Source organism: Pseudomonas sp. GW823-FHT02C02, assembly GCF_058797635.1.
On record NZ_JBXAJV010000015.1, the window covers coordinates 51,983 to 65,309 of the forward strand.

The window sequence follows — 13,327 nt, forward strand, 5'->3', positions numbered from 1 at the left end:
ATAAAAAAATGCCCCGTATCGATTGATACGGGGCATTTCTATAGCGACTCAAGACCCGCTTGTGGCGGGCCATGAAGCAACTTAAGCCAGCACTTCTTCGCGCTTGCCCAGCAGACGATCGCAAACCACCGCAACCACCAAGGTCATCACCGACGGCACCAGCCACGCCAGACCTTGCTCGCTCAGCGGCAGGTGGGACAGCTGAGCTGGCATCCAGTCCGCCAGACCCGCCCCCTTGAGCGCATCGATCATGCCGAAGATGAACGACACCAACATCACAGGGCCAACGATACGGCCCTGTTCATGCCAGAAGTCTTTGCAGAAGCTCAGCGCGACCAGGGCGATGCAGGGCGGGTAAATCGCCGTCAGTACCGGGATCGAGAACGCAATCAGCTTGGTGAGGCCCAGGTTGGACACAAACAGGGAGAACACGGCGAGGATGATGACCAATGTCTTGTAGGACAGTGGCAGCACACGGCTGAAGTATTCGGCGCATGCACACGTCAGACCGACCGCGGTGACCAGACAGGCCAGGGAGATCAGCACCGCCAGGAAACCGCTGCCCAGCGAACCAAAGGTGTGCTGAACATAGGCGTGCAACACCGCGGCACCGTTAGCTGCACCGGCCGCCACTTCATGACTGCCGGAACCGAGACGAAACAGGCTGACATACACCAGCGCCAGGCCCACGCCGGCAATCAGCCCGGCAATGATCGCGTAGCGGGTGATCAGCGCTGGTGACTCGACGCCACGGGAGCGGATCGCGTTGACGATGACGATGCCGAACACCAGCGCGCCAAGGGTATCCATGGTCAGGTAACCGTTGATGAACCCTTGGGAGAACGGCGCCGCGACATACTCAGGCGTCGCCACGCCGATGTCACCGGCAGGCAGCGCGAATGCGGCGATGCCGAGTGCGGCCAGGGCGATGATCTTCAGGGGGGCGAGGAAACGTCCTACGGTATCCAGCAAACGGCCCGGATAGAGCGAAATGAAGAACACCAGCAGGAAGTACACCGAGCTGTAGAGGAACAGCGCCAGCGGGCTTTCGCCGGTCAGCGGCGCCAGACCCACTTCGAACGATACGGTCGCGGTACGCGGCGTGGCGAACAGCGGGCCGACCGCGAGGTAGCACGCAGCGGCCAGCAGGCCGCCGGCGATTTTGCCGATCGGGCTGCTCAAGGCATCCATCGCACCACCGACCTTGGCCAACGCAACCACGGTGATCACCGGCAAACCGACTGCCGTGATCAAGAAGCCTAGCGCCGCCATCCAGACATTGGGCCCGGACTGCAAACCGACGATAGGCGGGAAGATGATGTTGCCAGCCCCGACAAACAGGGCAAACGTCATAAAACCAAGTGCCAGGATGTCCTGACCTTTCAAGACTTTCATTAAGGAAATACCACACTACTGAATCGGAATTTAGAGAGGGATTTCCCTGAGGGGTGAGGGAAATGCTGTCGGTCCGTATAGGACTGACCCGTTTAGCGCGACGCTTCCTTGTGGGACGCAAACGCAAAAATGGCGGCTAGCCTAACGAATTTGCCCGACAAACGCACTGTTAAGGGGCGATCTATCCGATACGCGACATTTCCGTGTCGCGTTTACATATCTAATTTACCTAAGAAGAGCCCCGTGGCGAGGGAACTTGCTTCCGCTCGGCTGCGCAGCAGTGGTAAATCCATTGCATGCGGCGTACCGGACAATCTTCGACGGCCTGTTTTGGGGCCGCTTCGCAGCCCAGCGGGAGCAAGCGCCCTCGCCACAAAAAGCACTGCAAATATCTCAACACCAGAAACGACAAAGGCCACCCGAAGGTGGCCTTTGTTTGGTGAAGCGTCAGCTAAGCGCGAGGCTTATTTGATCGCCCAACCGGTCAGCTCGGACAATGCCTTGCCGATGTCTGCCAGCGAACGCACGGTTTTAACGCCTGCGTCTTCCAGGGCAGCAAACTTCTCGTCTGCAGTGCCTTTGCCGCCAGAGATGATTGCGCCAGCATGGCCCATGCGCTTGCCCGCAGGGGCAGTCACACCAGCGATGTAGGAAACAACCGGCTTGGTCACGTGTGCCTTGATGTAGGCAGCCGCTTCTTCTTCAGCCGAACCGCCGATCTCACCGATCATGACGATCGCTTCGGTCTTCGGGTCTTCCTGGAACAGCTTCAGGATGTCGATGAAGTTCGAACCCGGGATCGGGTCACCACCGATGCCGACGCAAGTCGACTGACCGAAACCGGCGTCAGTAGTTTGCTTCACAGCTTCGTAGGTCAGGGTGCCGGAACGGGAAACGATACCGACCTTGCCTGGCAAGTGAATGTGACCTGGCATGATGCCGATCTTGCATTCGCCTGGGGTGATCACGCCTGGGCAGTTAGGACCGATCAGGACTACGCCCAGCTCGTCGCACTTAACTTTAGCGTCCAGCATGTCCAGGGTAGGAATGCCTTCGGTGATGCAGACGATCAGCTTGATGCCGCCGAAAGCAGCTTCCAGGATCGAATCCTTGCAGAAAGGAGCCGGAACGTAGATCACGCTGGCGGTAGCGCCAGTGGCAGCTACAGCGTCTTTCACGGTGTTGAACACTGGCAGGCCCAGGTGCTCGGTGCCGCCTTTGCCTGGAGTTACGCCACCAACCATCTTGGTGCCGTATTCGATGGCTTGCTGGGTGTGGAAACTACCTTGCGAACCGGTAATACCCTGGCAGATAACTTTGGTGTCTTTATTGATCAGGACGCTCATTATTTGCCCTCCGCAGCTTTAACGACTTGTTGAGCAGCGTCGGTCAGGCTGGTAGCAGCGATGATGTTCAAACCGCTTTCTGCCAGTACTTTAGCGCCCAGCTCAGCGTTGTTGCCTTCAAGGCGAACAACAACCGGGATTTTCACGCCGACTTCTTTCACAGCGCCGATGATGCCTTCGGCAATCATGTCGCAACGAACGATGCCGCCGAAGATGTTGACCAATACTGCAGCGACGTTAGTGTCGGACAGGATGATCTTGAACGCTTCGGTAACGCGTTCTTTGGTAGCACCGCCGCCCACGTCGAGGAAGTTGGCTGGTTTGCCGCCATGCAGGTTGACGATGTCCATGGTACCCATGGCCAGGCCAGCACCGTTGACCATGCAACCGATGTTGCCTTCCAGCGCTACGTAGTTCAGTTCGAACTTGGCAGCGTGCGCTTCGCGCGGATCGTCTTGCGACGGATCGTGGAAAGTCTTCAGCTTAGGCTGACGGTACATGGCGTTGGCGTCGATGTTGATCTTGGCGTCGAGGCAATGCAGATCGCCGTCAGCCTTGATCACCAGCGGGTTCACTTCCAGCAGAGCCAGGTCGTGATCCTTGAACAGCTTGGCCAGACCTACGAAGATCTTGGCGAACTGAGCAACTTGCTTGCCTTCCAGACCCAGCTGGAATGCCAGCTCGCGACCCTGGAATGGCTGGGCGCCAACCAGTGGATCGATCGTGGCTTTCAGAATTTTTTCTGGAGTGTCGTGAGCGATTTTCTCGATGTCCACGCCACCTTCGGTGGAAGCCATGAACACGATGCGACGGCTCGAACGGTCAACGACAGCGCCCAGGTACAGCTCTTTAGCGATATCAGTGCACGATTCAACCAGGATCTTGGTGACTGGCTGGCCATTGGCGTCAGTCTGGTAAGTCACCAGGCGCTTGCCCAGCCACTGCTGTGCGAATGCCTTGGCGTCTTCTTTGCTGCGAACCAGCTTTACGCCGCCCGCTTTACCGCGACCACCAGCGTGGACCTGGGCTTTGACAACCCACTCGGTGCCGCCGATTTTGTCGCAAGCTTCTGCTGCTGCTTCCGGGGTGTCTACTGCGAAACCCTGGGATACTGGCAGGCCGTACTCAGCGAACAGCTGCTTACCCTGATACTCGTGAAGATTCATGCTTATTACCGTCTTCGTTAGGTACTGCGCATTCGGTGCTGCACTTGTTCAAGTGCCGCACCACCTGTGACTGCTGCTTGCGTAGCCTTTCCGGACAACCGGTGCAGCTACGCAAGACTGCGTCCAGCGGATATTCCGCGGTGAGTCTTGCATGCAAGGCTCACGACGGGCCATACCGCCGTGGTTTCTTATTGTCTTAACGCTTCTTGCGGTTGGCGATGTGGATGGCGCCGCCATTCACAGCCAGAGCAGCTTCGTGCAAGGCTTCAGACAGGGTCGGATGGGAGAAAACCATCATGCCCAGGTCTTCAGCGCTGGTGCCGAACTCCATGCCGATCGCGCCCTGCTGAACCAGTTCTGCAGCGCTCGGGCCAATCACGTGGACGCCCAATACGCGGTCAGTCTTGGCATCAGCAATGACTTTCACGAAACCGCCGGTGTCGTTGGCTGCCATGGCACGGCCACTGGCTGCGAACGGGAAGGTGCCAACGTTAACTTCAACGCCTTCAGCCTTCAATACCTGCTCGGTCTTGCCGACCCACGCGATTTCCGGGTGAGTATAAATAACAGACGGGATCAGGTCATAGTTGATTTGGGCTTTGTGGCCCTTGATGCGCTCAACCACCATGATGCCTTCTTCGGACGCCTTGTGCGCCAGCATCATGCCGCGAACCACGTCACCGATCGCGTAAACGCCCGGTACGCTGGTGGCGCACTGGTCGTCAACGAATACGAAACCGCGCTCGTCGATGTTCACACCGCTGTCGGCAGCCAACAGTTCGGTGGTCACTGGACGGCGACCAACGGCAACGATCAGCTTGTCGAAGGTGATGTTCTGTTCGCCGTTGGCATCGGTGTAGTTCACCACGACTTCGTCGCCGTTCACTTTGGAACCGGTAACGCGAGCGCCCAGCTTGATGTCCAGACCTTGTTTGGTCAGGGTCTTGAAGGCTTCTTTGGAAACGGCTTCGTCAGCGGCTGGCAGGAACTTTTCCAGCGCTTCCAGGACAACCACTTGCGAACCCAGACGCGACCAGACCGAACCCAGTTCCAGACCGATGACGCCAGCGCCGATCACGCCCAGACGCTTGGGAACGGATTGGAATTCCAGCGCGCCGGTCGAATCGACGATGACGTTCTGGTCAACCGGAGCCGGTGGAATGTCGATCGGACGCGAGCCCGAAGCCAGAATCACGTTCTCGGCTTCGATGATTTCAACGGTGCCGTCTGGCTTGGTCAGCTCGACTTTCTTGCCAGCCAGCAGCTTGCCGTGGCCTTGCAGGGAAGTGACGCCGTTCGCCTTGAACAGGGTGGCAACGCCAGAGGTCAGGCCTTTGACGATGTTGGCTTTACGGCCAACCATTGCCGCCACGTCCATGGTCACGCCAGCGTGATTGATGCCGTGGATCGCGAAGCCTTCTTTGGCTTCCTTGTACTTCCAGGAGCTGTCCAGCAGCGCCTTGGATGGAATGCAGCCGACGTTCAGGCAAGTACCGCCGAGGGCCAGTTTGCCTTCCTTGTCGGTGTATTTCTCGATGCAGGCAGTGGAGAGGCCCAGCTGCGCTGCTTTAATGGCAGCCACGTAGCCGCCAGGGCCCGCGCCAATCACTACCACGTCGAATTTCTGAGTCATAAAAAAGGTTCCCTTTTAGCAGCAAGCTTCAAGCCGCGAGCTGCAAGTTGAAGCCCATTCGCATGTTTTGCGCTTGAGGCTTGCAGCTTGCAGCTTGCAGCTGCTTTTTAGATATCCAGCAGCAAACGAGCCGGGTCTTCCAGCAGGTTCTTGATGGTAACCAGGAAGGTCACAGCTTCTTTGCCATCGATCAGACGGTGATCGTAGGACAGAGCGAGGTACATCATCGGACGGATCACGACCTGACCGTTGATCGCCATAGGACGCTGCAGAATGTTGTGCATGCCCAGGATGGCCGCTTGCGGCGGGTTGACGATCGGAGTCGACATCATCGAACCGAAGGTACCACCGTTGGTGATGGTGAACGTACCGCCGGTCATTTCGTCCATCGACAGTTTGCCGTCGCGAGCCTTCTTGCCGAAGGTGGCGATGCCGCCTTCGATTTCAGCCAGGCTCATCAGTTCGGCGTTACGCAGAACCGGTACAACCAGGCCGCGGTCGCTGGAAACAGCCACGCCGACGTCGGCATAACCGTGGTAAACGATGTCGGCACCGTCGATCGACGCGTTGACAGCCGGGAAGCGTTTCAGCGCTTCAGTGGCAGCCTTGACGAAGAACGACATGAAGCCCAGGCGCACGCCGTTGTGGGACTTCTCGAACAGGTCCTTGTACTTCGAACGCAGGGCCATGACTTCAGTCATGTCGACTTCGTTGAAGGTGGTCAGCATCGCCATGTTCGACTGGGCTTCTACCAGGCGCTTGGCCACAGTAGCGCGAACGCGGGTCATCGGAACGCGCTTCTCGATGCGGTCGCCAGCGGCGAACACAGGAGCAGCGGCAGCCGGAGCAGCAGCCTTGGCAGGCGCGGCAGCCGGAGCGGCTTTCTTGGCAGCAACGGCTGCAACCACGTCTTCCTTGGTCACACGACCGCCTTTGCCAGTGCCGGCAACGGAAGCGATGTTGATGCCGTTTTCTTCAGCCAGCTTGCGAGCAGCCGGTGCAGCAACAGGATCGTCTTCGCCTTCGGCGGCTGGCGCAGCAGCTTGTGCAGCAGCCGGAGCCGCGGCAGCAGCTGGAGCGGCAGCAGCGCCGCCCGCTTCGATGGAGCCCAGCACTTCGTCGGACAGAACGGTGTCGCCTTCGTTCTTGACGATAGCGCCCAGCACGCCGTCAGCGGTAGCCAACACTTCCAGCACAACCTTGTCGGTTTCGATGTCGACGATCAGGTCGTCACGCTTTACAGCGTCGCCCGGTTTTTTGTGCCAGGTGGCAACGGTGCCATCGGCAACCGATTCCGGGAAAGTGGGGGCTTTGATTTCGATAGCCATTATCTGTGGGTCCTTAAATTCGGTTTCAGGTGCGCGAAGGCGTTAAACAGTAAAGGCGTCTTGCAGCAGTTTTTCCTGCTGCTCAGCGTGCATCGATGCATAACCACAAGCAGGTGCAGCAGAAGCATCACGGCCGGCGTACTCGAGAACGAGTGCCTTGTTGTGATTGCCCACGATGCGGCGCATGTGGTGCTGGCTGCAGTACCAGGCACCCTGGTTCATCGGCTCTTCCTGACACCAAACGATATGTTTGAGGTTGGTGTACGGAGCCAGGACTTCATTCAAGTCGTCCTCAGGGAACGGGTACAGCTGCTCGATACGCACGATGGCGATGTCATCACGACCTTCGGCACGGCGTTTTTCCAGCAGGTCGTAGTAGACCTTGCCGCTACACAGAACAATGCGCTCGACCTTTTTCGGGTCTTGAACATCGATTTCCGGGATCACGGTCTGGAACGAACCTTCGGCCAGATCTTCCAGGGTCGATATGGCCAGTTTGTGACGCAGCAGCGACTTCGGAGTCAGAACGATCAATGGCTTGCGCAGCGGGCGAATCACCTGACGACGCAGCAAGTGGTAGATCTGGGCCGGCGTGGTCGGTACGGCTACCTGAATGTTGTGCTCGGCGCACAGTTGCAGGTAACGCTCCAGACGCGCCGACGAGTGCTCCGGCCCCTGACCTTCATAACCGTGCGGCAGCAGCATGGTCAGACCGCAAAGACGGCCCCACTTGTGCTCGCCACTGGTGATGAACTGGTCGATAACCACCTGGGCACCGTTGGCGAAGTCACCGAACTGGGCTTCCCAGATCACCAGCGCCTCAGGCGTGGTGGTCGAGTAACCGTATTCGAACGCCAGCACGGCTTCTTCGGACAGGAACGAATCGTACAGGTCGAAACGTGGCTGGCCCTTGTACAGGTTTTGCAGCGGGACGTAGGTCCCCGCGTCTTTCTGGTTGTGCAAGACAGCGTGACGGTGCGAGAACGTGCCGCGACCGATGTCCTGACCCGTCATGCGAATCGGGTGACCTTCGAACGCCAGGGTCGCGTACGCCATGGTTTCGGCGTAACCCCAGTTGATCGGCAGGCCGCCGGCTTGCATCTTCTGACGGTCTTCGTAGATTTTCGAGACCTGGCGCTGAACCACGAAGCCTTCCGGGATTTCCAGCAGCTTGGCGGACAGTTCCTGCAAGGTTTTCAGATCGAAACGCGTGTCGTGACGCGCGGTCCAGGCGTGGCCCAGATACGGACGCCAGTCCACGAACAACTCTTTGTTCGGCTCTTTGACCAGGCTTTTTACAACATGCAGGCCGTTGTCCAGCGCGTTGCGGTATTCGTCGACTTTCGCCTGAACACGCTCTGCGTCGAGTACACCGCCCTGGGTCAGACGATCGGCGTACAGCTCACGGGTGGTGCGCTGCTTGGTGATCTGCTGATACATGATCGGCTGGGTGCCACTTGGCTCGTCGGCCTCGTTGTGGCCACGACGACGGTAGCAGACCAGGTCGATTACCACGTCACGCTTGAACTGCATGCGGTAGTCGATGGCCAACTGGGTCACGAACAATACGGCTTCCGGATCATCACCATTCACATGGAGGATCGGCGCCTGGATCATTTTCGCAACGTCGGTCGCGTACTCGGTGGAACGCGAGTCCAGCGGGTTGCTGATGGTGAAACCGACCTGGTTGTTGATCACGATGTGCACGGTGCCGCCGGTCTTGAAACCGCGGGTTTGCGACATCTGGAAGGTTTCCATCACCACGCCCTGACCGGCGAATGCCGCGTCACCGTGGATGGAGATCGGCAGAACCTTCTCGCCGGTAGGGTCGTTACGACGATCCTGACGGGCGCGAACCGAACCTTCGACCACTGGAGATACGATTTCCAGGTGGGACGGGTTGAAGGCCATCGCCAGGTGAACTTCACCGCCGGTGGTCATGACGTTGGACGAGAAGCCCTGGTGATACTTAACGTCACCGGAACCCAGCTCGACCTTCTTCTTGCCTTCGAACTCGTCGAACAGCTCGCGCGGGTTCTTGCCGAAGGTGTTGACCAGCACGTTCAGACGGCCACGGTGGGCCATGCCGATAACGATTTCCTTGGTGCCGTAGGAACCGGAACGCTGGATCAACTCGTCGAGCATCGGAATCAGGCTCTCGCCGCCTTCCAGGCCGAAACGCTTGGTACCCGGGTATTTGGTGCCCAGGTATTTTTCCAGGCCTTCGCCGGCGGTGACGCGCTCGAGCAGGTGGCTCTTGATGTCGGCGGAGTACGTCGGACGACCACGCACGCTTTCCAGACGCTGCTGGAACCACTGGCGCTGCTCGGAATCGGTGATATGCGTAAATTCAGCGCCGATGGTGCGGCAATATGTCTGCTGCAACGCTTCGTGAATTTCGCGTAGGCTCGCCTCCTCTTTGCCGATGAACAGGTCGCCGGCACGGAAGGTCGTATCAAGATCGGCATTGGTCAAGCCGTAATGATTGATCGACAGGTCTGCAGGTGCAGGACGCTGCCACAGCCCCAGCGGGTCAAGCTGGGCTGCCTGGTGGCCACGCATACGGTAGGCCTGGATCAATCGCAGCACTTCAACTTGCTTCTTCTCGTGCTCACTGCTCACGCTGCCGGCGGAAACCGGTTGGGCGCGGCGCTGGTTCTTTGCCAGCAAGACGAAATGATCGCGAATTGTGGAGTGCGAAACATCGGTGGCAGAGCTGCCGTCAATAGGCAGCTTCTGAAAGTAGGTGCGCCACTCTTCTGGCACAGCGTTAGGGTCGTGCAGGTAGAGCTCATAAAGCTCTTCCACATAGGCAGCGTTTCCACCTGAAAGGTAGGCGCTGTTCCACATGCGCTGCATCACGCTTTCTTGCATGCTTGGTCACCCTCGGTTAGGGGAACACCACCGGCGTCGACACCGAGCAAACTTGCAGAAGTCCGAATGCAGCGACCAAAACAAGCCACTTAGGATCACGCTGATAGTCCGGGTACCAGCCCGGATGCCCCTGCTTGTCTCATTTCTTCAAAATAAGAGCCGCAGCCTTGTAAGCTGCTGCCCAGGTTAAAACTACGGCGCCGGTTGAAGCCTGCGCCGTAGCATCTACGGGTACAGCGGTCTTGCAGTTACAGCTGAATCACACGCCGCTTTGCAGCAGCATGTTACGCACGTGACCGATGGCCTTAGTCGGGTTCAGGCCTTTCGGACAGACGTTGACGCAGTTCATGATCCCGCGGCAGCGGAATACGCTGAACGGGTCATCCAGCGAAGCCAGACGCTCGGCAGTCTTGGTGTCGCGGCTGTCTGCCAGGAAGCGGTACGCTTGCAGCAGTGCAGCCGGGCCCAGGAACTTGTCCGGGTTCCACCAGAAGGACGGGCAAGAGGTCGAGCAGCAAGCGCACAGGATGCACTCGTACAGACCGTCGAGCTTTTCACGCTCTTCCGGGGTCTGCAGACGTTCGATGGCCGGAGCCGGCGTGTCGTTCTGCAGGTATGGCTTAACCTTCTCGTATTGCTTGTAGAAGATGCTCATATCGACGACCAGGTCACGGATAACCGGCAAACCTGGCAGCGGACGAACAATCAGCTTGTTACCTTTTACGACAGAAGACAGCGGCGTGACGCAGGCCAGGCCGTTTTTGCCGTTGATGTTCATGCCGTCGGAACCGCAAACACCTTCACGGCAAGAGCGACGATAGGAGAAACCTTCGTCCTGCTCTTTGATCAGGGCCAGCACGTCCAGCACCATCAGGTCTTTACCACCGGTGTCGACCTGGAATTCCTGCATGAACGGCGCAGCGTCCTGATCAGGGTTGTAGCGATAAACACTGACTTGCAACATGGCGGCCACCCTTAATAAGTCCGAATCTTAGGTTCAAAAGTCGGAACAGTTTTCGGCGAGAAGTTCACGGCACGCTTGGTCACGCGCTTGTCACCCGGGAAGTACAGGGTGTGGCACAGCCAGTTTTCGTCGTCGCGATCTTCGTAGTCTTCACGGGCGTGAGCGCCGCGGGACTCTTTGCGGATCTCTGCAGCGATGGCGGTGGCTTCGGCCACTTCCAGCAGGTTTTGCAGTTCCAGGGCTTCGATTCGAGCGGTGTTGAACGCCTGGCTCTTGTCGTTGATCTTGACGTTGGCGATACGGCCACGCAGGTCAGCCAGCTGGGCAATACCCTTCTGCATGTATTCACCGGTACGGAATACACCGAAGTAGTTCTGCATGCAGCTTTGCAGTTCTTTACGCAGAGTGGCGACGTCTTCGCCTTCTGTACGCGAGTTCAGGCCATCGAGACGAGCCAGGGCTGCATCGATGTCGGACTGGCGAGGACGGGCGTAATCAACGCCTTCTTTCAGGGTCTGCTCCAGGAACAGACCGGCCGCACGGCCGAATACCACCAGGTCGAGCAGCGAGTTGCCACCCAGACGGTTGGCACCGTGAACCGATACGCAGGCCACTTCGCCCACTGCGAACAGACCAGGAATGATCTGGTCGACGCCGTCTGCGTCCTGGGTGATTGCCTGGCCATGAATGTTGGTGGCAACGCCGCCCATCATATAGTGGCAGGTTGGAACGACCGGAATCGGCGCCACGGCTGGATCGACGTGGGCGAAAGTCTTGGACAGTTCCATGATGCCTGGCAGACGACTGTGCAGAACTTCTTCACCGAGGTGATCGAGTTTCAGCATTACGTGGTCGCCATCCGGACCGCAACCGTTGCCGGCGATGATTTCTTTAACCATCGAACGGGCAACAACGTCACGACCTGCAAGGTCTTTGGCGTTCGGAGCATAACGCTCCATGAAACGCTCGCCGTGCTTGTTGATCAGGTAACCGCCTTCACCGCGGCAACCTTCAGTCACCAATACACCGGCGCCGGCGATGCCGGTCGGGTGGAACTGCCACATTTCAATGTCTTGTACCGGCACGCCAGCACGCAGAGCCATGCCGACGCCGTCACCGGTGTTGATCAGGGCATTGGTGGTGGACGAGTAGATACGACCTGCACCGCCAGTCGCCAATACGGTGGCGTTAGCGCGAACGTAGGAAGTTTCGCCGGTTTCGATGCAGATGACGATCATGCCGACAAAGGCACCGTCTTCGTTCTTCACCAGATCCACACCGTAGTATTCGTTGAGGAATACGGTGCCAGCCTTGAGGTTGGCCTGGTACAGGGTGTGCAGCAGTGCGTGACCGGTACGGTCGGCAGCGGCGCATGTACGTGCAGCCTGGCCACCTTTACCGAAGTCTTTCGACTGACCGCCGAACGGACGCTGATAGATGCGGCCCTGTTCGGTACGGGAGAACGGCAAACCCATGTGCTCGAGTTCGAAAACAGCTTCCGGGCCTACGGAACACATGTATTCGATAGCGTCCTGGTCACCGATGTAGTCGGAACCCTTGACGGTATCGTACATGTGCCAACGCCAGTCATCGTTCGGATCTGCCGAGGCGATGGCGCAGGTGATGCCACCCTGGGCGGATACAGTGTGCGAACGAGTAGGGAAAACCTTGGTAACTACGGCAGTCTTGTGACCACCTTGTGCCAGTTGCAGCGCAGCGCGCATGCCAGCACCGCCGCCGCCAATGATGATGGCGTCGAACGAAAGCGTATTAACTGTAGTAGACATGAATCAGATACCCCAGAGAATCTGCACACCCCAGACGAAGTAAGCGAACATCGCAACGCCGCATACCGCCTGAAAAAGGAAACGTATTGCAGTTGCGGACTTGCCGAACGCCATTGGCGTCAGGTAGTCGGTCGCGATGGTCCACATGCCGACCCAGGCGTGAGCGCCGAGGGCAACGAGGGCCAGGAGACTGAAAATACGCATCCAGTTGCTTGCGAACAGTTCATGCCATTGGGCGTAGCCGATGCCAGGGTTGGCGACGACGTATCCGATCAGGAAAATGAAATAAGCCGCGAGAACGACCGCAGACACACGTTGTGCCATCCAGTCATAGAGGCCCGAACGGGACAGGTTCGTGACGTTAGTTACCATATCCAAACTCCTGCCAGAACGATTACCACCACGGAAACGGCGATAACGATTTTCGAGCCCAGTTTGCCGCCTTCAAGCGACTCGCCGATGCCCATGTCCATGATCAAATGGCGCACACCGGCAACCAGGTGATACAGCAAGGCGGACAGGATGCCCCAAATCACTAGCTTGGCTAGCGGACTGGTCAGACACGCTTTCACCTGACCGAAGCCTTCTTCCGAGTCGAGCGACTTGTCCAATGCATAAAGCATGATGGCCAGGCTGACAAAGAGGATGATTCCGGAGATTCGGTGAAGAATGGACGTGTAAGCAGTGACTGGGAGTTTGATGGTCCTTAGGTCTAGGTTTACAGGTCGTTGGCTATTCACGGCTTTTTTTCACACTGAAGAGCCCCTAACAATCAGGGCAAAGTTGTTGGGGAGTGCACTGGTCAGGTACCCACCACCCAGGGAGTGCGACCCC

Annotated in this window: 10 protein-coding genes; all 10 read right to left on the reverse strand. The window is 58.1% G+C overall.

What is annotated here, in order from left to right; translation table 11 throughout:
* Positions 1–81: 81 nt before the first annotated feature.
* The 10 genes from brnQ to sdhC all read right to left on the reverse strand — a co-directional run bounded on the left by brnQ (position 82) and on the right by sdhC (position 13,233).
* Entirely contained in the window at positions 82–1,395 is a 1,314-nt protein-coding gene (gene brnQ, locus AC1ROI_RS24040; protein WP_010456842.1) for a branched-chain amino acid transport system II carrier protein, read from the reverse strand.
* Between the two features lie 464 nt (positions 1,396–1,859).
* Positions 1,860–2,741, reverse strand: a complete 882-nt coding sequence (gene sucD / locus AC1ROI_RS24045) for a succinate--CoA ligase subunit alpha (RefSeq protein WP_008148605.1) — start codon at positions 2,739–2,741, stop codon at positions 1,860–1,862.
* A complete protein-coding gene (gene sucC / locus AC1ROI_RS24050; RefSeq protein WP_008148602.1) occupies positions 2,741–3,907 on the reverse strand; it encodes an ADP-forming succinate--CoA ligase subunit beta in 1,167 nt (388 codons plus the stop codon). Before sucC ends, sucD begins: the two co-directional genes overlap by 1 nt.
* Positions 3,908–4,103: 196 nt before the next feature.
* A complete protein-coding gene (gene lpdA, locus AC1ROI_RS24055; protein WP_077749772.1) occupies positions 4,104–5,540 on the reverse strand; it encodes a dihydrolipoyl dehydrogenase in 1,437 nt (478 codons plus the stop codon).
* A gap of 107 nt (positions 5,541–5,647) precedes the next feature.
* Positions 5,648–6,868 (reverse strand): 2-oxoglutarate dehydrogenase complex dihydrolipoyllysine-residue succinyltransferase, encoded by a 1,221-nt coding sequence (odhB, locus tag AC1ROI_RS24060; RefSeq protein WP_010456848.1) that lies wholly within the window; start codon positions 6,866–6,868, stop codon positions 5,648–5,650.
* A 42-nt stretch (positions 6,869–6,910) separates the two neighbouring features.
* Positions 6,911–9,742, reverse strand: a complete 2,832-nt coding sequence (locus AC1ROI_RS24065) for a 2-oxoglutarate dehydrogenase E1 component (protein WP_102595535.1) — start codon at positions 9,740–9,742, stop codon at positions 6,911–6,913.
* A gap of 259 nt (positions 9,743–10,001) precedes the next feature.
* Entirely contained in the window at positions 10,002–10,706 is a 705-nt protein-coding gene (locus AC1ROI_RS24070) for a succinate dehydrogenase iron-sulfur subunit (protein ID WP_010456852.1), read from the reverse strand.
* A gap of 11 nt (positions 10,707–10,717) precedes the next feature.
* Positions 10,718–12,493: a succinate dehydrogenase flavoprotein subunit gene (gene sdhA / locus AC1ROI_RS24075; RefSeq protein WP_008032662.1), complete on the reverse strand. Its 1,776-nt coding sequence runs from the start codon at positions 12,491–12,493 to the stop codon at positions 10,718–10,720.
* A gap of 3 nt (positions 12,494–12,496) precedes the next feature.
* Entirely contained in the window at positions 12,497–12,865 is a 369-nt protein-coding gene (sdhD, locus tag AC1ROI_RS24080) for a succinate dehydrogenase, hydrophobic membrane anchor protein (RefSeq protein WP_007945134.1), read from the reverse strand.
* Positions 12,859–13,233 (reverse strand): succinate dehydrogenase, cytochrome b556 subunit, encoded by a 375-nt coding sequence (gene sdhC, locus AC1ROI_RS24085; RefSeq protein WP_010456855.1) that lies wholly within the window; start codon positions 13,231–13,233, stop codon positions 12,859–12,861. The genes sdhD and sdhC overlap by 7 nt, the downstream gene beginning before the upstream one ends.
* Between the last annotated feature and the right edge of the window lie 94 nt (positions 13,234–13,327).

Excerpts from the sequence above, each read along its gene's own strand:
- brnQ (WP_010456842.1), bottom strand. The coding sequence starts at position 1,395 with ATGAAAGTCTTGAAAGGTCAGGACATCCTGGCACTTGGTTTTATGACG.
- sucD (WP_008148605.1), bottom strand. The coding sequence starts at position 2,741 with ATGAGCGTCCTGATCAATAAAGACACCAAAGTTATCTGCCAGGGTATT.
- sucC (WP_008148602.1), bottom strand. The coding sequence starts at position 3,907 with ATGAATCTTCACGAGTATCAGGGTAAGCAGCTGTTCGCTGAGTACGGC.
- lpdA (WP_077749772.1), bottom strand. The coding sequence starts at position 5,540 with ATGACTCAGAAATTCGACGTGGTAGTGATTGGCGCGGGCCCTGGCGGC.
- odhB (WP_010456848.1), bottom strand. The coding sequence starts at position 6,868 with ATGGCTATCGAAATCAAAGCCCCCACTTTCCCGGAATCGGTTGCCGAT.
- AC1ROI_RS24065 (WP_102595535.1), bottom strand. The coding sequence starts at position 9,742 with ATGCAAGAAAGCGTGATGCAGCGCATGTGGAACAGCGCCTACCTTTCA.
- AC1ROI_RS24070 (WP_010456852.1), bottom strand. The coding sequence starts at position 10,706 with ATGTTGCAAGTCAGTGTTTATCGCTACAACCCTGATCAGGACGCTGCG.
- sdhA (WP_008032662.1), bottom strand. The coding sequence starts at position 12,493 with ATGTCTACTACAGTTAATACGCTTTCGTTCGACGCCATCATCATTGGC.
- sdhD (WP_007945134.1), bottom strand. The coding sequence starts at position 12,865 with ATGGTAACTAACGTCACGAACCTGTCCCGTTCGGGCCTCTATGACTGG.